The sequence below is a fragment of the Nocardioides islandensis genome, assembly GCF_015352455.1.
Lineage (GTDB): Bacteria > Actinomycetota > Actinomycetes > Propionibacteriales > Nocardioidaceae > Nocardioides > Nocardioides islandensis.
In genome coordinates this window covers 34,393-51,144 of sequence record NZ_JADKPN010000021.1, presented here as the reverse complement: position 1 = coordinate 51,144, position 16,752 = coordinate 34,393, and the positions used below count along the sequence as shown (strand labels likewise).

The window sequence follows — 16,752 nt, the reverse complement described above, 5'->3', positions numbered from 1 at the left end:
GCACCCCCGACCCGGCCGACCTACGGCGCGACGATGGCGAGGATCTCCGGCTGGGAGAAGAGCTCCTTGGCGAGGAGGCGTACGTCGTCCAGGGTGACGGCGTCGATGTGGGTGATGACCTCGTCGATGCTGAGCAGGGGGTCGCCGACGAGCTCCCCCTTGCCCAAGCGGGACATCCGGGAGCCGGAGTCCTCCAGGCCGAGGACCAGGCCGCCGCGGAGCTGGCCCTTGCCGCGCTGGAGCTCCTCGTCGGTGAGGCCGTCGGCGGCCACCCGGGAGAGCTCGGCGCGGACCACGGACAGCACCTCGTCCAGCTTCGCCGGCAGGCAGCCGACGGAGACGCCGACCAGGCCGGCGTCGGCGTGGTGCGAGGCGAAGGAGAACACGGAGTACGCCAGGCCGCGCTTCTCGCGCACCTCCTGGAACAGCCGTGACGACGTACCTCCCCCGAGCGCGGTGTTCAGGACGCCGAGGGCGTAGCGGCGGTCGTCGCCACGGGGTACGCCGTTGACGCCGAGCACGAGGTTCACCTGCTCGAAGGGGCGCGTGGCCGACGCGGAGCCGGCGACCCCGCGACGTACCTTCCCGCGACGGGGCTCGGCCGGCTGCGCGGCCGCGGCGTCCAGGAAGCCGTTGCGGGCGAACGCCTTCCGCACCCGGCGCACGCAGCTCGCGTGGTCGAGGTTGCCGGCGATGGCGACGACCATGTGCGGGGCGGCGTAGTGCCGCTTGTAGAACCGCCAGATCTGCTCGCGCGACATCTCCTTGATGGAGGTCTCGGTGCCGGCGATCGGGCGGCCGAGCGGCGAGTCGCCGTAGGCCTGCGACGCGAACAGGTTGTGCACCACGTCGTCCGGGTCGTCGTCGTGCATCGCGATCTCGTCGAGGATCACGTCGCGCTCGGCCTCGACGTCCGCGGCCGAGATCGTCGAGGACGTGATCATGTCGCCGAGCACGTCGATCGCCAGCGGCAGGTCCTCGTCCAGGACCCGCGCGTGGAAGCAGGTGTACTCCTTGGCGGTGAAGGCGTTGAACTCGCCGCCCACCGCGTCAAGGGCCACCGAGATGTCCAGCGCCGAGCGCTCGTCGGTCCCCTTGAAGAGCAGGTGCTCGAGGAAGTGCGAGCAGCCGTGCAGCGCCGGCGTCTCGTCACGGGACCCGACGTCGACCCACACGCCGATGCTCGCGGACCGAGCCCCGGCGACCTGCTCGCTGATGACGCGCAGGCCTCCGGGCAGGACCGTACGACGGACCCGCGACGTCACCTGTCCGGTGGCGTCGCGGACCGTCTGCAGGGTCTTGGTGCTGGTCACTCCTCGTCGGAGGCCGGGTCCGGCGTGGCCACCGGCTGGCCAGCGGGTGCACCGGCGTCCACGGACGGCTCGTCCGAGTCAGCCGCCTTGTCCTCGTCGACGACCGGCACCAGCGACAGCTTGCCGCGGTCGTCGATCTCGGCGATCTGGACCTGGATCTTCTGGCCCACCGAGACGACGTCCTCGACGTTGTCGACGCGCTTGCCACCCACGAGGGCCCGCAGCTTGGTGATGTGCAGCAGGCCGTCCTTGCCGGGCATCAGCGAGACGAAGGCACCGAAGTTGGTCGTCTTCACGATCGTGCCGAGGTAGCGCTCGCCGATCTCGGGCATCGTCGGGTTGGCGATCGCGTTCACGGCGTTCTTGGCCGCTTCGGCCGCCTCGCCGTTGGTAGCACCGATGTAGATCGTGCCGTCGTCCTCGATCGTCAGCTGGGCGCCGGTGTCGTCCTGGATCTGGTTGATGATCTTGCCCTTGGGGCCGATGACCTCACCGATCTTGTCCACGGGGATCTTGATGGTGATGATCCGCGGGGCGTAGATCGACATCTCCTCGGGCGCGTCGATGGCCTCGGCCATCACGTCGAGGATGGCCAGGCGAGCGCCGCGGGCCTGGGTCAGCGCCGCGGCCAGCACCTCCGCCGGGATGCCGTCGAGCTTGGTGTCGAGCTGGAGGGCCGTCACGAACTCACGGGTGCCGGCGACCTTGAAGTCCATGTCGCCGTAGGCGTCCTCGGCACCGAGGATGTCGGTCAGCGCGACGTACGACGTCTCGCCGTCGACCTCGCCGGAGATGAGGCCCATCGCGATGCCGGCGACCGGCGCCTTCAGCGGGACACCGGCCTGGAGCAGCGACAGCGTCGAGGCGCAGACCGAGCCCATCGAGGTGGAGCCGTTGGAGCCCATCGCCTCGGAGAGCTGGCGGATCGCGTAGGGGAACTCCTCACGCGTCGGCAGCACGGGCAGGATCGCCCGTCGAGCCAGCGCACCGTGGCCGACCTCGCGGCGCTTGGGCGAGCCCACCCGACCGGTCTCACCGGTGGAGAACGGCGGGAAGACGTACTTGTGCATGTAGCGGCGCGTCTTCTCCGGCGACAGGGTGTCGAGCTTCTGCTCGAGCGTGAGCATGTTCAGCGTGGTGACGCCCAGGATCTGGGTCTCGCCGCGCTCGAACAGCGCCGAGCCGTGGACCCGCGGGATCACCGCGACCTCGGCGTGCAGCGGACGGATGTCGGCCAAGCCGCGACCGTCGATGCGGACCTTGTCGCGCAGCACGCGCTCGCGGACCAGCGACTTGTTCAGCGAGCGGAACGCCGCGCCGATCTCCTTCTCGCGGCCCTCGAACTCGGGGGCGACCTTCTCGAGGACGACGGCCTTGATCTCGTCGAGGCGCTCCTCGCGGTCCTGCTTGCCCGGGATCTGGAGGGCGGCGGCGGTGTCGGCCTTCGCGGCGGCCTCGACGGCGGCGTACACGTCGTCCTCGTAGTCGAGGAAGACCGGGAAGTCCATGACCGGCTTGGCGGCCTCGGCGGCCAGCTGGGCCTGCGCCTCGCAGAGCTGCTTGATGAACGGCTTGGCGGCGTCGAGCCCGCCGGCGACGATCTCCTCGGTCGGCGCCTGGGCGCCGGACTGCACGAGGTTCCAGGTCTGCTCGGTGGCCTCGGCCTCGACCATCATGATCGCGACGTCGCCGGTCTCGGTCACGCGGCCTGCGACGACCATGTCGAAGACGGCGTCCTCGAGCTGGCCGTGGGACGGGAACGCCACCCACTGGCCGTCGATGAGCGCGACGCGCACGCCGCCGACCGGGCCGGAGAACGGCAGGCCGGAGAGCTGGGTGGACAGCGACGCGGCGTTGATCGCCAGCACGTCGTAGGGCATCGCCGGGTCAAGGGCCAGGACGGTGATGACGACCTGGACCTCGTTGCGCAGGCCCTTCTTGAACGTCGGGCGCAGCGGGCGGTCGATCAGGCGGCAGGTGAGGATCGCGTCCTCGCCGGGACGACCCTCGCTGCGGAAGAACGAGCCGGGGATCTGGCCCACGGCGTACATCCGCTCCTCGACGTCGATCGTCAGGGGAAAGAAGTCGAACTGGTCCTTGGGCGTCTTGCCCGCGGTGGTGGCCGACAGCAGCATCGTCTCGTCGTCGAGGTACGCCGTGACGGCACCGGCCGCCTGGCGGGCCAGCAGGCCGGTCTCGAACTTGATGGTGCGGGTGCCGAACTTGCCGTTGTCGATCGTCGTCTCGACGGCGCTGATGACGGGTTCTGACGAATTGCTTGGGGTGGATTGAGCCACGAACGGCTCTCCTATCTGTGCGCGGAGCGATCCCGCGACATGACCCGCGTCTTGTGAGAGCCGGTCTTCGATCGAGACCCGCAGAGCGCACGCCCCTGTTCGCGCTGGACCGGGGGCGGGTTCTGAAGATCACTACCGAGGACCGGAGGCTGCCTCGCGGATCGCTCCTGTGGATGTTTTCTCTTGTAAATGTAGCGAAGGGCCCGCTGAGCGGGCCCTTCCCCGGGGTGTGTCCAGCGTCAGCGGCGCAGGCCGAGACGCTCGACGATCGAGCGGTAGCGCTCGATCTCGGTCTTCTGCAGGTAGTTCAGCAGCCGGCGGCGCTGACCCACCAGGAGCAGCAGCCCACGACGGCTGTGGTGGTCGTGCTTGTGCTGCTTGAGGTGCTCGGTGAGGTGGCTGATGCGGTGGCTGAGCAGCGCGATCTGCACCTCGGGGGAACCGGTGTCGCCCTCGGTCGTGGCGTACTCGGCGATGATCTTCTTCTTGGTCTCCGCGTCGGTTCCGATCGACATGCGGGGCTCCTCTCGGTTCTCGTTGCGCGGCGCGCCGGGGCCTGTTCACCCGGGCACTGGAATCCGCGGCCGATTGCACGGCGGTGGTGTCCCCAGTATTTCTCCGTGGGACAACCGCTGCAGGCTATCAACGCGGTGACGGAGCGGCTAAATCGAGGAGCGCGGTGTCCCCGGTCGTCCCTACGGTTCGGGCATGGATCCCGCCCTTGCCGAGGTCGACCCGTTCGACCCCGCGAACGAGCCGCTGCTGCACGCCCTGTTCGACGTGTCGGCCGCGGCGCGCGCCGACCGGCCGTTCGAGGTGTGGGCGCCGTGGCCGACCGCCTTGCGCACCTGGACCACGCCGCGCGAGGACCAGGACGACGTGATCTGGTCCGCCAGCCTCGACGGCGAGGTGGTGGGCATGGCCCAGCTCGCGCTCCCCCACCTCGACAACCAGCACGTCGCGGTGATGATGAGCCTGTTCGTCCACCCGGACCACCGACGCCGCGGGGTCGGGTCCGCCCTCCTCGCCACCGTGACCGACCGCGCCCGGGCGAGCGGACGCACGGTGCTGATGACCTCGCCGTACTCCCCCGTCGACGGTCCTGGTCCCGGCGAGTCCTTCCTGACGGCGCGCGGGTTCGAGCTGGGCATCGCCGAGATGTCCCAGGTCTGCGACCTCGGCCAGAGCGAGCCCGACTGGCCGTCCCTGGCGGCCGAGGCGGCAGCGCACCACGAGGGGTACCGGCTGGAGGCCTGGCAGGACCGCGTCCCCGAGCCGCTCGTCGAGGGGTACTGCCAGATGGGCGAGGCGTTCGTCAGCGAGGCCCCGACCGGGGAGCTCGATCTCGACGACGAGGTGTGGTCGCCCGAGCGGGTCGCCGAGCGCGACGCGCGCTTCCTGGCGACGGGGCGGCACCAGTTCGGGGTCCTCGCGTACGCCGCCGACGCCACCTGCGTGGGCACCACCGAGCTGTTCGTCAACGAGGTCGCGTCCTGGCGGGCGCTCCAAGGCGGGACCCTGGTCGTGCGCGGCCACCGCGGCCACCGGCTCGGCCTCGCCCTCAAGCTCGTCAACCTGCAGGCGGTGCGGGCGCGGTACCCCGACTGCCGCTACGTGTTCACCGCCGTCGCGGGCGTGAACGCCCCCATGAACGCCGTCAACGAGCTGCTCGGGTTCCGCGACGTCGAGCGGCTGCTGGAGATGCAGCTGCGGCTCTGATCGCCGGCTAGGGGTGCCGCCCCAGCACGTACACCCGGTCGGTCTCGACCTCGCCGTCGAGCGGGCCGCGCAGGTACCACTCGACGTCCACCAGCCCGGCGGCTCGCATCGCCGCGACCACGGCCTCCGGGTCGTGCAGCACGAAGTCGACGTCGACGGGCTCCCCCATCAGCTCGTCGGCGTGGTGCACCTCGGCGCCGGCGTGCAGCGCCAGGGCGAGCCAGCCGCCGGGGGCCAGCACCCGCGCGAGGGACCCGATGGCCGGGGCGACCTCGGAGCCGGCGAGGTGCACCAGCGCGTACCACGCCGTGATCGCGCCCCACCCCGACGCCGCCGGCGGCCGCAGCAGCCCGGTCAGGTCGCCGACGGAGAAGCGCAGGTCCGGGAACCGGCGACGCGCCTCCTCGACCATGCCGGGCGACAGGTCGACGCCCGAGGCGTCGGCGCCGGCCGCGGCGAGGTACGCCGCGACGTGGCCGGGCCCGGTGCCGACGTCCACGACCGGGCGTCCCTCTGCCAGGGCGGCCAGCCGCTCGAGGAGCCAGCGGTCGAACGGCTTGCGGTCCAGCTCGGCGGCCAGCCGGTCGGCGTACGCCGTCGCCACGGCGTCGTAGGTCGCCCGCACCTTCGCGTCGCGTGCGGCCGACCCCTCGGCGAGCACGCCCTCGCGGTCGACCCCGGTCGGTGCCGGCCCCGCCGCGTGATCGTCCTCGACCGGACCGAGCAGGTGCACCCACCGGGCGTCGTGCTGCCCGGGCCGGCGCGGGAGCTCGTGCACCAGCGGAGCCGCGCCGGCAGCCATCCGCCGCAGCACCTGCTCGACCTCGCCGCGGTCGGCGAACGCGTGCAACCGCTCGGTCCGCGTCCTCAGCTCCCCGGGCGCCTGGGGGCCGCGGAGCAGCAGGACGGTGAGCAACGCCCGTTCGGCCTCGTCGAGCGGCAGCTTCTCGTCGAGCAGCTGGTGGTACTTCAGCGTCCGCGGGCCCCGGTCCGCCCACACGATCCGGACCAGGCCCCGTTCCTTCAGGTCCTTCAGCCGCTCCTGGAGCATCGGCTCGTCGTAGTCGGTGACCGGGTCCCGGCTGCTGGTCTGGTTGCAGGCCGACCGCAGCGCGTTCAGCGTCATCGGGTACGTCGCCGGCACCGTCCGCTGCTTCTCGAGCAGGGCGCCCAGCACCCGCTGGTCGACGGCGTCGAGGTCCAGGTCGAGGGGCACGGGCCCAGCCTAGGGAGGGCCGGGAGATCGGTCAGGCCACGGTGACCGGGTGCCGCACGACCGCGTCGAAGAAGTAGCCGTTGTCGTTGTACGGCGTCACGAGCGGCTGCGTGCGACCGGCCCGGTCGGTGGACCGGGCCATCAGCACGTGGTCGCCGCGGGTCGGCGCCGTCCAGACGTGGCGCCACTGCGTCCACGCCTCCTGGTGACCGAGGCGGAACGGGCGGGCCGGGCGCCAGGTGGTGCCGCCGTCGGTGCTCACGTCGACGTGCGCGATCTCCCCGGCGCCACTCCACGAGCGACCTGTCAGCTCGATCTCGGGGCGAGCCGCGAGGGTGGCCTGCCACGGGAGCTCCCAGGCCGAGCGCACCGGGTTCACGGTCAGCGGCGGGGAGCCGGCCGGGTAGGCGCCGCCGGTCATCCGGTACCACTTGGTGTTCCACGGCGAGGTGAGTTCGGTGTCGGCGACCTCCAGGGAGCCGAGCCACTTGATCGAGCCGATGCCGACCCAGCCGGGGAGGACGAGGCGCAGCGGGTACCCGTGGTCGGGCAGCAGCGGCTCGCCGTTCATCCCCCACGCGAGCAGCGCGTCGTCGAACGCCTTGTCGACGGAGAACGGCCGGCGCACGGCGCTGTAGCTCACGCCGCCCGTCACGTAGTCCGGATCCAGCCCCGTGGCCTGGATCGAGACCGCGGACGGGCTGACGCCGATGCGGGCCAGCACGTCGCGCAGCCGGACGCCCTCCCAGGTCACCGCCCCCACGGCGCCGAGCCTCCACGCCGTGCCCGCGGCCGGCGTGCCCTGCTGGGAGGCGAAGAACGACCGGCCGTTCCCCGTGCACTCGTGGATCGCGGTGACGCTGCTCACCGGGAGTGCCCTCAGGTCGGCGTACGACAGCGACAGCGCGTCGGCCTCGACCCGCGGCGTGGCCAGCCCGGTGCCGAACACACGCAGCCGCCACGCGTCGCGGTCGATGGTCGGCGTCGAGGTGTGGTTGCGCACGAACAGCCGCGCCTGGTCGGTCAGCCGGTCCCGCCACGAGACGGAGTCCCAGCGCATCTCGGCGTTGGTGCCGAAGTCGGTGAACCACCCGGCCGGCAGCGGCTTGAGGATGAACGGGGCGCCGGCGTACGACGGAACGGCGGTCCCCACGGTGCCGACGGCCACCGTGCCGAACGTGCCGAACGTGCCGGCCGCGCCGGCCCTCAGGAGCGAACGACGAGAGAGACTGGGCTGCACCCAGTCACAGTAACATGATCGACTTTATTGACTATCTCAGGCGGTGGGCGGCGGGGGCGGGTCGGTCTGGGTCCGCTTCTCGGTCGTGGTCTGGGTGCCGTCGGCGTGGGTCGTGGTGGCCACGGTCGCGGAACCGCGGGTCCGGTTGGCCTGCAGGGCCACCAGGACGATGACCAACGCGCCACAGCCGGCCAGGATCCAGCCGACGAGGGTGAGGTTCACGGCGTCGATGCTGTCTTGCACGGCCAGGGCGAAGATCAGCCCCACCGCCAGGAGGAAGACTCCCAGTCCGTACCCCATGCTGGTCCCTTCGCCGATCGTCGAGCCTGCGCCGCCCCACTGACGGCGTCAGCCGCAGGATAGCCCGGCCCACCCCTGGCCACGTGGGAGGATGGCGTCGTGCCCACGCGCATCGGCGTCTGCAACCTGTGCGAGGCCATCTGCGGCCTCGAGCTCACCGTCGAGGGCGACGGCCCCGACCTGCGCGTGACCGCGATCCGCGGGAACGACCAGGACCCGCTGTCGCGCGGGTACATCTGCCCCAAGGGCGTCTCGCTCGCCGACGTGCACGCCGACCCCGACCGCCTCCGCACCCCTGTACGCCGCGTGGGCGAGGGCGCGGACGCGGAGTGGGTCGACATCGGCTGGGACGAGGCGCTCGACCTGGTGGCCGACGGCCTGGCCCGCGCCGTCAACGAGCACGGCCGCGACGCGATCGGCGTCTACCTCGGCAACCCGAACGCCCACGCGCTCGGCTCGGCCACCCACGGTCTGGCCATGGTCAAGACGCTGCGCACGCGCAACCGCTTCAGCGCCTCCTCGGTCGACCAGATCCCGCACCAGCTGGTGGCCTGGCAGCTGTACGGCCACCAGCTGCTGCTGCCGATCCCGGACATCGACCGCACGTCGTACTTCCTGGTGTTCGGCGCCAACCCGATGGCCTCCAACGGCTCGTTGATGACGGTGCCCGACTTCCCGAACCGGCTGCGCGACCTCAGGGCCCGGGGCGGGCGCATGGTCGTGGTCGACCCCCGGCGCACCGAGACGGCCAAGGTCGCCGACGAGCACCTGTTCGTCCGGCCCGGGTCCGACGCCGTGGTCATCCTGGCGATGGTCCGCACGCTGTTCGCGGAGGGGCTGACCAGGCCGGCGCCGTACGTCGACCACGTGGACCGGGTGCGCGAGCTGGTCGAGCCGTTCACGCCCGAGGCGGCCGAGCGGGTCAGCGGCATCGCGGCCGACGACGTACGCCGCCTGGCGCGCGAGCTCGCGGCGGCCGACGGCTCCGCGGCGTACGGCCGGATCGGCGTCTCGACGACGGGCTTCGGCTCGCTGGCGCAGTGGGGCATCCAGTGCCTCAACATCCTGACCGGCAGCTTCGACCACCCAGGCGGCGTGCTGTTCACCGAGCCGGCCGTGGACTTCGTCGCGCGCCGGTTCGTCGGCACCGGCCACTACGACCTGTGGCGCAGCCGGGTGCGCGGCATCCCCGAGTACGGCGGCGAGCTGCCCGCCGCGGTGATGCGCGAGGAGATCGAGACGCCCGGCGACGGGCAGATCCGCGCGATGCTCACCATCGCCGGGAACCCTGTCCTGTCGACGCCGGACGGCCGACGGCTCGGCGAGGCGTTCGACTCCCTGGACTTCATGGCGGCGATCGACATCTACCTCAACGAGACGACCCGCCACGCGGACGTGATCCTGCCGCCGACGACCGCGCTCGAGCGCGACCACTACGACATCGTGTTCCACGGGCTGGCCGTGCGGAACACGGCGCGGTTCACCCCGGCCGTGCTCCCGAAGCCGGACGGGGCGATGCACGACCACGAGATCTACCGCGAGCTCGCGCTGCGCGTGCAGAAGCGGCTGGTCCGCCGCCCGTCGCTGCGGACGCGCCTGAGGCAGCGCGCGCGGCTGGCCATGACGCCCACGCGCATCCTCGCGGGCCTGCTGCGCACCAACGGCGTGACGACGCTCAAGCAGCTGCGCGCCCACCCCGAGGGCATCGACCTGGGCCCGCTGCGCCCGACGATGCCCGAGCGGCTGCAGACGAAGGACAAGCGCATCGACCTGGCGCCCGACCTGGTCGTCTCCGACCTGCCGCGGTTGCGCACCTGGTTCGACGAGCGGCTTTCGTCGAGCCCGGACGGGCTGGTCCTCATCGGCCGCCGGCACAAGCAGGACAACAACGCCTGGTTCCACAACATCGAGCGGGTCAACCGAGGGCGGCCTCGGCACCGGCTGCTCATGCACCCCGACGACCTGTCGGCTCGCGGCATCACGGACGGTGCGCTGGTGCGCGTCGCGTCGCGCGTCGGCGAGGTCACCGTCGACGTGCAGGCCAGCGACGACATGATGCCCGGCGTCGTCTCGCTCCCCCACGGCTACGGCCACCAGGTCGACGGCACCCGTCTCTCCCGCGCCACCAAGGTGCCCGGCGTGTCGATCAACGACCTCACCGACCCGGAGGCACTGGACCTCTCGGGCAACGCGGCGCTGAGCGGCGTACCGGTCACGGTGACGCCCGCGTGATCCCCGGCGTCACCGAGGCCGTCGAGACCTCGCGGGGCGACGAGGGCACGACCTGGGAGATCCGGCGCGACGGCGCCGTGCTGGGCACCGCGTCGGCCGGGGTACGCCGGGGCGGAACGCTCGTCAACCAGCTCGACGTCCCCGTCGCGGACGCCGCGGTCTCGTTCGACGCGGTGCTCGAGGCGTTGCGCGAGCGTGGCGAGGAGTCGGTCGCGCTGGACGTCCGCGCCGACGACCCGGTGCTGACCGCCGCGGTCGACGGCCGCGGTCTCACGCTGGGGGCGACCCAGATGCTGCTCGACCTGGCGGTACCGGTCGCCGAGCCGCCCCGGGTCACGCTGCGGCCGATGGGCGCCGAGGAGTTCGTGGCGTACCGGGCTCACCTGGTGACCGGGTACGCCCAGGACCTCGTGGACTCCGGCGCGGTCACCGACGCGGCCGCCGCGCTCGAGGCGTCCGAGGAGTCCACGCAGGACCTGCTCCCCGACGGCGTCGACTCACCAGGACAACACCTCTGGACGCCGTACGACGGCGACGTCCCCCTCGGCATCCTGTGGGTGTTCGTCGAGGGCACCCACGCGTTCATCTACGACATCGAGGTGGCCGAGGAGCGGCGCCGGCGGGGGTACGGGCGGGAGATCCTGGACGCGGCCGCCCGGGCCGCCGTCGACCTCGGGGCGCGCGAGCTCGGGCTCAACGTCTTCGGGTTCAACGAGGGCGCGCGGGCGCTGTACGAGAGAGCGGGCTACGCCACGACCCAGCGGACCTACCGGATCCGCTTCTAGCTCCCCAGGTGCGCCAGCACGGCCGCCCGGCCCGCGGCCGGGTCGGACGCCGCGAGCGCGATCTCGGCCATCTCACGGCACTGGAGGCTGGTCACCGTCGCCAGACGGGCGCCGACGCCCTTGACCGCGGCCGCGGCCATCGACAGCGAGGTCACCCCCATGCCGACCAGGCAGCAGGCGAGCAGCGGGTCGGCGGCGGCCTCGCCGCAGACGCCGACCGACTTGCCGGCCTGCTTGCCGGCCTCGGCGGTGATCGCGATGAGGTGCAGCACGGCCGGCTGCCACGGGTCGGTGAGGTGGGCCAGGTCGGTGGCCATCCGGTCGGCGGCCATGGCGTACTGCGTCAGGTCGTTGGTGCCGATCGAGAGGAAGTCGACCACCTCGAGGAAGCGGTGCGCGAGCAGCGCGGCCGACGGGATCTCGACCATCACGCCGGCCTTCAGACCGCGGGCCCGCACCTGCTCGGCGAAGTCCGAGGCCTCCTGGACCGTGGCCACCATCGGCGCCATCACCCACGTCTCGGTGCCGGTGCGGTCGGCCGCGGCCTTGATGCCGTCGAGCTGGTGCTCCATCAGCGCTGGGTTGCCCCACGCCAGCCGCAGGCCCCGGACGCCGAGCGCGGGGTTCTCCTCGCCCTCGTGGGTCGCGAACGCGATCGGCTTGTCCGAGCCGGCGTCGAGGGTGCGGACGACGACGTACTGCCCCTCCCCGAAGGGCTCGAGCACCTCGGCGTAGATGTCGGCCTGCTCCTCGACCGACGGCTCCTCCTGGCGGTTGAGGAAGCAGAGCTCGGTACGGAAGAGACCGACACCCTCCACCGGCTGGAGCACGGCCTTGCGGGCCGACTCGCCGTCGGCGACGTTGGCGAGCAGCTTGACCGGCTGGCCGTCCTTGGTGACACCCGGACCAGCCCAGGCCGCCAGGGCGGCGCGCTGCTCGCGGTCGGCGGCGACCAGGCGGTCGGCCTCGTCGGCGTCCGGGTCGGTCTCGATGGTGCCGGCCGTGCCGTCGACGAGCAGGCGGGTGCCGTTGGCGAGCTCGAGCGCCCCGGCGGTGCCGACCACGCAGGGGATGGCCAGCTGCCGGGCGATGATCGCGGTGTGGCTGGTCGGGCCGCCCTTCTCGGTCACCAGCGCCATCACGATGGACGCGTCGAGGCCGGCGGTGTCGGCGGGCGCGAGGTCCTCGGCGACGAGCACCACCGGGGTCGCCGGCAGCGACACCCCGGGCTCCGGCTCGCCCACCAGGTGGGCGACGATCCGGCGCTCGATGTCGCGCAGGTCCGTGGCGCGCTCGGCCATCAGGCCGCCCATGCTCGTGAACACCGCGACGAACTGCTCGACGGCCGCGTGCGCGGCCCCGACGACCGGCGTACCAGCGGCGAGGTTCTTGCGCACCGCCCCGCGCAGGCCCTTGTCCTTGGCGAGACCGGCACTCGCCGTCAGCACCTCCGCCGCGGCCCCGGAGGCCTTGGCGGCCTTGGCGGCGAACCGGGTCGACACCTCCTCGACGGCGGCGTCATAGGCTGCCAGCGCGGCGTCGGCGTCGGCGAAGCCGCCGTCACCGAACCGCTCGATCGCCGCCGGGTCGACCTCCCCGCGGACGAGAAGGGCGGGGGCGTGGGCGACGCCCGGTACGACCGGCGTCCCCTGAAGGTGCGTCATGCCCGCATTCAACAGCGGGCCTCCTTGACAGTCAACATATTCGGGCGTAGAACAACATAAACACAGATCAAAACCCACACTCCGTCCGTTGCCATCGCAGGTCACCACTGAGTCATGACTGGGAGGAGCCCGTGTACGCAGCGGAGCGCCAGCAGGCGATGACCCAGCTCGTGCGCCAGCGCGGGCGCATCTCCGTGGTCGAGCTGGCCGAGCGCTACGACGTCACGACGGAGACGGTACGCCGTGATCTGTCGATGTTGGAGGACCGGCACCTCATCCGGCGGGTGCACGGCGGTGCGGTCCCCGCCGACGCGCTGACCCTCATCGAGGCCGGACTCCCCGACCGCGACGTGTCGCGCATCGAGCAGAAGCAGCGCATCGCCGCGGCCGCCGTCGACCTGCTGCCGCGCGCCGACTCCACGGTGATCCTGGACGCCGGCAGCACGACGGTCCGGCTGAGCCGCCTGCTGCCGCCCAACCTGCGGATGACCGTCATCACCCACGCCGTCCCCATCGCCGCCCAGCTCGCCGGGTCGCCGCACATCGAGCTGCACGTGCTGCCGGGGCGGGTACGCCGCCACACGCACGCGGCCGTCGGCACCGAGACCATCGAGGCGCTCGAGCAGGTCCGCGCCGACCTCGCGTTCGTGGGGACCAACGGGATCACCGTCGAGCACGGCCTCTCCACGCCCGACCGCACCGAGGCCGCGGTCAAGCGCGCCATCATCGAGCGAGCACGCCGTACCGTCGTGCTCGCCGACTCCAGCAAGATCGGCGTGGAGCGGACGATCAAGTTCGCCGAGCTGTCCGACGTCGACACCCTCGTCACCGACAAGGAGATCTCTGCCAGTGACCGCCGCGCCATCGAGCACGCGGGTGTCGAGGTGATCACCGCATGACTCCCCTGATCGTCACCCTCACCCCCAACCCCAGCAACGACCGCACCGTCACCCTCGCGGGCCCGCTCGAGCGCGGCGCCGTCCAGAGGCTCTTGTCGGTCACCATGCAGGCCGGCGGCAAGGGCGTGAACATCTCGCGGGCCGCGGTGTCGGCCGGCCTGGCCACCGACGCGGTCTTCCCCGCCCGTCCGGACGACCCGTTCGTCACCGAGCTGATCGCCGCGGGCATCGCCTGCTCCCCGGCGCCGCCTGCGGGCGACGTACGGATCAACCTCGCGATCACCGAGCCCGACGGCACCACGACCAAGCTCAACAGTCCCGGGGCGACCGTCGAGGCGCGTCATCTCGACGACCTGGCCGCCACGCTGCTGTCGCGGTCGGCCGAGGCGTCGTGGGTCGTGCTGGCGGGCTCGTTGCCGCCGGGTGCGCCCGACGGCTGGTACGCCGAGCTGGTGCGGGCGCTGCGCGCGACTCCCGCCAAGGTCGCGGTCGACACCAGCGAGGGACCGCTGTCCGCGCTCGTCGCCGCGTTGGCCGACGAGCGGGCCGGTGCCGCGCCGGACCTGATGAAGCCCAACGGCGACGAGCTCGCGTCGTTCGTGGGTGGGGACGAGGCGACGTACGAAGCCGACCCCGCGACGGCCGCCACCGCGGCCCGGACCCTGACCGACCGCGGCGTCGGCGCCGTCCTCGTCACCCTCGGCGGTGCCGGTGCCGTGCTGGTCACCGCCGAGGGCGCGTGGCACGCGACCCCGCCCCCGACGACCGTGGTCAGCACGGTCGGCGCCGGCGACAGCAGCCTCTTCGGGTACCTGCTCGGCGACGTCCGCGGCGGCTCGCCCGAGGAGCGGCTGAGCCTCGCGGTGGCCTACGGAAGCGCCGCCGCGGGCCTCCCCGGCACGACGATCCCGGAGCCCGGACAGACCCGTCCCGGACAGGTGCTGGTGAAGTCGGTCACATCAGTGGAGTCTTAGCCCATGGCTGAGCTGATCAACACCGACCTGGTCCGTCTCGATGCCGATCTCGGGTCCGACAAACAGGCTGTCATCCGCGCGATGGCCGGCATCGTCGGCGACGCCGGTCGCGCGACGGACGTGGGTCAGCTCGCCGACGACGCGCTCGCGCGCGAGTCCACCGCCGCCACCGGCCTCAACGGTGGCATCGCCATCCCCCACTGCCGCAGCACCGGGGTCGAGGTGCCGACGCTGGCGTTCGCCCGGCTCTCGCCCAGCGTCGACTTCGGGGCCAAGGACGGCCCGGCCGACCTCGCCTTCCTGATCGCCGCCCCCGCGGGCGGCGACGCCTCGCACCTCAAGCTGCTGGCCAAGCTCGCCCGTGCCCTGGTGAAGAAGGAGTTCACCGACAGTCTCCGGGAGGCCGCGACCCCCGCCCAGATCGTCGACCTGGTGGCCGGCGTCGTGGGCGACGAGGCCCCCGCGGCGAGCCAGCCGCCGGCACCGGTGACTCCGGCCGCCGCGCCGGCTGACACGGCCGCCCCGGCGGCGCCGACCGGCGCCAAGCCCTCGCTGGTCGCCGTGACCGCGTGCCCGACCGGCATCGCCCACACCTACATGGCGGCCGAGGCGCTCGAGGCCGCGGCCGCCAGGGCCGGCGTCGAGATCCACGTGGAGACCCAGGGCTCGGCCGGGGCCACCCCACTGGCCCGCGAGACCATCGCCGCGGCCGGCGCCGTCATCTTCGCCGTCGACGTGGGCGTGCGCGACCGTGCCCGGTTCGCCGGGCTCCCGGTCGTGAACTCCGGCGTGAAGCGGCCCATCGACGACGGCGACGCGATGATCGCCGAAGCGATCCGCAACGCGTCCGACCCGAACGCCCCCCGTGTCGAGGGCACCGCGGGCGGGGGCGACGCCGGTTACGCGTCGGGTGCGGGCGAGTCGTGGGGCAACCACGCGCGCCGGGTGCTCATGACGGGTGTCTCGTACATGATCCCGTTCGTCGCGGCCGGTGGTCTGCTGATCGCGCTGAGCTTCCTCTTCGGCGGTTACGAGATCGTCGGCCCGTTCGGCCAGATCGCCGCCCACAACTCGATCTTCGACCTGCCGGACGTCAACGCGTCCGGCCTCGAGCACGCACTGTTCGGGTCGAGCTTCTTCGCCTATCTCGGCGCCATCTTCTTCATCATCGGCAAGACGGCGTTCGCGTTCTTCGTGCCCGCCCTCGCCGGCTACATCGCGTACGCCATCGCCGACCGGCCCGGCATCGCGCCCGGTTTCGTGATGGGTGGCCTGGCGGCCAACATCGGCGGGTTCGTCGACGCCGACGGCAACGGCCTGCCGGCCACGGGCTTCCTCGGCGCGATCGTCGGCGGCGTCCTCGCCGGCATCATCGCCAAGTGGATCACCGGCTGGAAGGTACCCACGTGGGCGCGCGGGCTGATGCCGGTGCTGGTGATCCCGTTGCTCACCAGCATCCTGGCCGGCCTGGTCATGCTCGTCGTGCTCGGCCGCCCGATCTCGTGGCTGATGGACAAGCTGCAGGACGGTCTGACCAACATGAGCGGGTCGAGCGCGATCCTGCTCGGGATCGTGCTCGGCCTGATGATGGCCTTCGACATGGGCGGCCCGCTCAACAAGGTGGCCTACAGCTTCGCGGCGGCCGGTGTGGGCGCGGCGGCCACGGCGGCCCCCGACGACCCGCGCCTGAAGATCATGGCCGCGGTCATGCTCGCCGGCATGGTCCCGCCGATCGCGCTGGCGCTGGCGACCGTCGTACGACCGCACCTGTTCAACGTGCCCGAGCGCGAGAACGGCAAGGCGGGCTGGCTGCTGGGAGCCTCCTTCATCACCGAAGGAGCCATCCCCTTCGCGGCGGCCGACCCCTTGCGCGTCATCCCGTCGATCATGATCGGCAGCGCGGTGACCGGCGCGCTCTCGGAGGCGATGGACGTCGCAGTCCGCGCGCCGCACGGCGGCATCTTCGTGCTGTTCGCGGTGCACAACGTCTTCGGCTACGTCCTCGCCCTGCTGGTCGGCGTGGCCGTCGGCTCGGCCGCCGTGATCGCGGCCAAGACCATCTGGCCCGCCAACGACGAGGACATCGTCCCCGTCGGCTGATCTCCCGCCCCTC

Annotated in this window: 13 protein-coding genes; 6 read left to right on the top strand and 7 right to left on the bottom strand. The window is 72.2% G+C overall.

The genetic code is table 11. The features are described from left to right. Window positions 1-20 precede the first annotated feature (20 nt). The 3 genes from ISU07_RS22975 to rpsO form a co-directional block, all read right to left on the bottom strand. The gene (locus tag ISU07_RS22975) at window positions 21-1,313 is read right to left on the bottom strand and encodes a M16 family metallopeptidase (protein ID WP_194709192.1); all 1,293 of its coding nucleotides are present in this window, start codon (window positions 1,311-1,313) and stop codon (window positions 21-23) included. Next, window positions 1,310-3,610, bottom strand: a complete 2,301-nt coding sequence (locus tag ISU07_RS22970; RefSeq protein ID WP_194709191.1) for a polyribonucleotide nucleotidyltransferase — start codon at window positions 3,608-3,610, stop codon at window positions 1,310-1,312. Before ISU07_RS22970 ends, ISU07_RS22975 begins: the two co-directional genes overlap by 4 nt. A gap of 239 nt (window positions 3,611-3,849) precedes the next feature. Beyond that, complete coding sequence (rpsO, locus tag ISU07_RS22965; protein WP_116572135.1) at window positions 3,850-4,125, bottom strand: 30S ribosomal protein S15; 276 nt, start codon at window positions 4,123-4,125, stop codon at window positions 3,850-3,852. 193 nt (window positions 4,126-4,318) lie between these two features. On the opposite strand from rpsO, the gene ISU07_RS22960 reads away from it, so the two are divergent. Next, window positions 4,319-5,329 (top strand): GNAT family N-acetyltransferase, encoded by a 1,011-nt coding sequence (locus ISU07_RS22960; protein ID WP_194709190.1) that lies wholly within the window; start codon window positions 4,319-4,321, stop codon window positions 5,327-5,329. Between the two features lie 7 nt (window positions 5,330-5,336). Here the strand turns inward: ISU07_RS22960 and ISU07_RS22955 are convergent, their stop codons facing one another. From ISU07_RS22955 to ISU07_RS22945, 3 genes are read right to left on the bottom strand one after another with little or no spacing between them, the layout of a single operon-like run. Beyond that, window positions 5,337-6,545 (bottom strand): DUF480 domain-containing protein, encoded by a 1,209-nt coding sequence (locus ISU07_RS22955; RefSeq protein ID WP_323742773.1) that lies wholly within the window; start codon window positions 6,543-6,545, stop codon window positions 5,337-5,339. A gap of 31 nt (window positions 6,546-6,576) precedes the next feature. After that, window positions 6,577-7,785, bottom strand: a complete 1,209-nt coding sequence (locus ISU07_RS22950) for a molybdopterin-dependent oxidoreductase (RefSeq protein WP_194709189.1) — start codon at window positions 7,783-7,785, stop codon at window positions 6,577-6,579. A 36-nt stretch (window positions 7,786-7,821) separates the two neighbouring features. Beyond that, the gene (locus ISU07_RS22945; RefSeq protein ID WP_194709188.1) at window positions 7,822-8,085 is read right to left on the bottom strand and encodes a DUF6458 family protein; all 264 of its coding nucleotides are present in this window, start codon (window positions 8,083-8,085) and stop codon (window positions 7,822-7,824) included. Between the two features lie 99 nt (window positions 8,086-8,184). Here ISU07_RS22945 and ISU07_RS22940 point away from each other — a divergent pair, with 99 nt between their 5' ends. Both ISU07_RS22940 and ISU07_RS25000 read left to right on the top strand, forming a co-directional pair. After that, window positions 8,185-10,317 carry a molybdopterin-dependent oxidoreductase gene (locus ISU07_RS22940; RefSeq protein WP_194709187.1) on the top strand — a complete coding sequence of 711 codons (2,133 nt, stop codon included), beginning with the start codon at window positions 8,185-8,187 and terminating at the stop codon, window positions 10,315-10,317. Beyond that, on the top strand, window positions 10,314-11,102 hold the full coding sequence (locus ISU07_RS25000) for a GNAT family N-acetyltransferase (protein ID WP_194709186.1): 789 nt from the start codon (window positions 10,314-10,316) through the stop codon (window positions 11,100-11,102). The genes ISU07_RS22940 and ISU07_RS25000 overlap by 4 nt, the downstream gene beginning before the upstream one ends. On the opposite strand, the gene ptsP is transcribed toward ISU07_RS25000, so the two are convergent. Next, a complete protein-coding gene (gene ptsP / locus ISU07_RS22930; protein WP_194709185.1) occupies window positions 11,099-12,766 on the bottom strand; it encodes a phosphoenolpyruvate--protein phosphotransferase in 1,668 nt (555 codons plus the stop codon). The two genes, ISU07_RS25000 and ptsP, sit on opposite strands and share 4 nt — an antisense overlap. Before the next feature lie 131 nt (window positions 12,767-12,897). On the opposite strand from ptsP, the gene ISU07_RS22925 reads away from it, so the two are divergent. From ISU07_RS22925 to ISU07_RS22915, 3 genes are read left to right on the top strand one after another with little or no spacing between them, the layout of a single operon-like run. Beyond that, window positions 12,898-13,665, top strand: a complete 768-nt coding sequence (locus tag ISU07_RS22925; protein ID WP_194709184.1) for a DeoR/GlpR family DNA-binding transcription regulator — start codon at window positions 12,898-12,900, stop codon at window positions 13,663-13,665. Then, window positions 13,662-14,639 carry a 1-phosphofructokinase family hexose kinase gene (locus tag ISU07_RS22920; protein ID WP_228522462.1) on the top strand — a complete coding sequence of 326 codons (978 nt, stop codon included), beginning with the start codon at window positions 13,662-13,664 and terminating at the stop codon, window positions 14,637-14,639. Before ISU07_RS22925 ends, ISU07_RS22920 begins: the two co-directional genes overlap by 4 nt. Window positions 14,640-14,642: 3 nt before the next feature. Beyond that, complete coding sequence (locus tag ISU07_RS22915) at window positions 14,643-16,739, top strand: PTS fructose transporter subunit IIABC (RefSeq protein ID WP_194709183.1); 2,097 nt, start codon at window positions 14,643-14,645, stop codon at window positions 16,737-16,739. The last annotated feature ends 13 nt before the right edge of the window (window positions 16,740-16,752 follow it).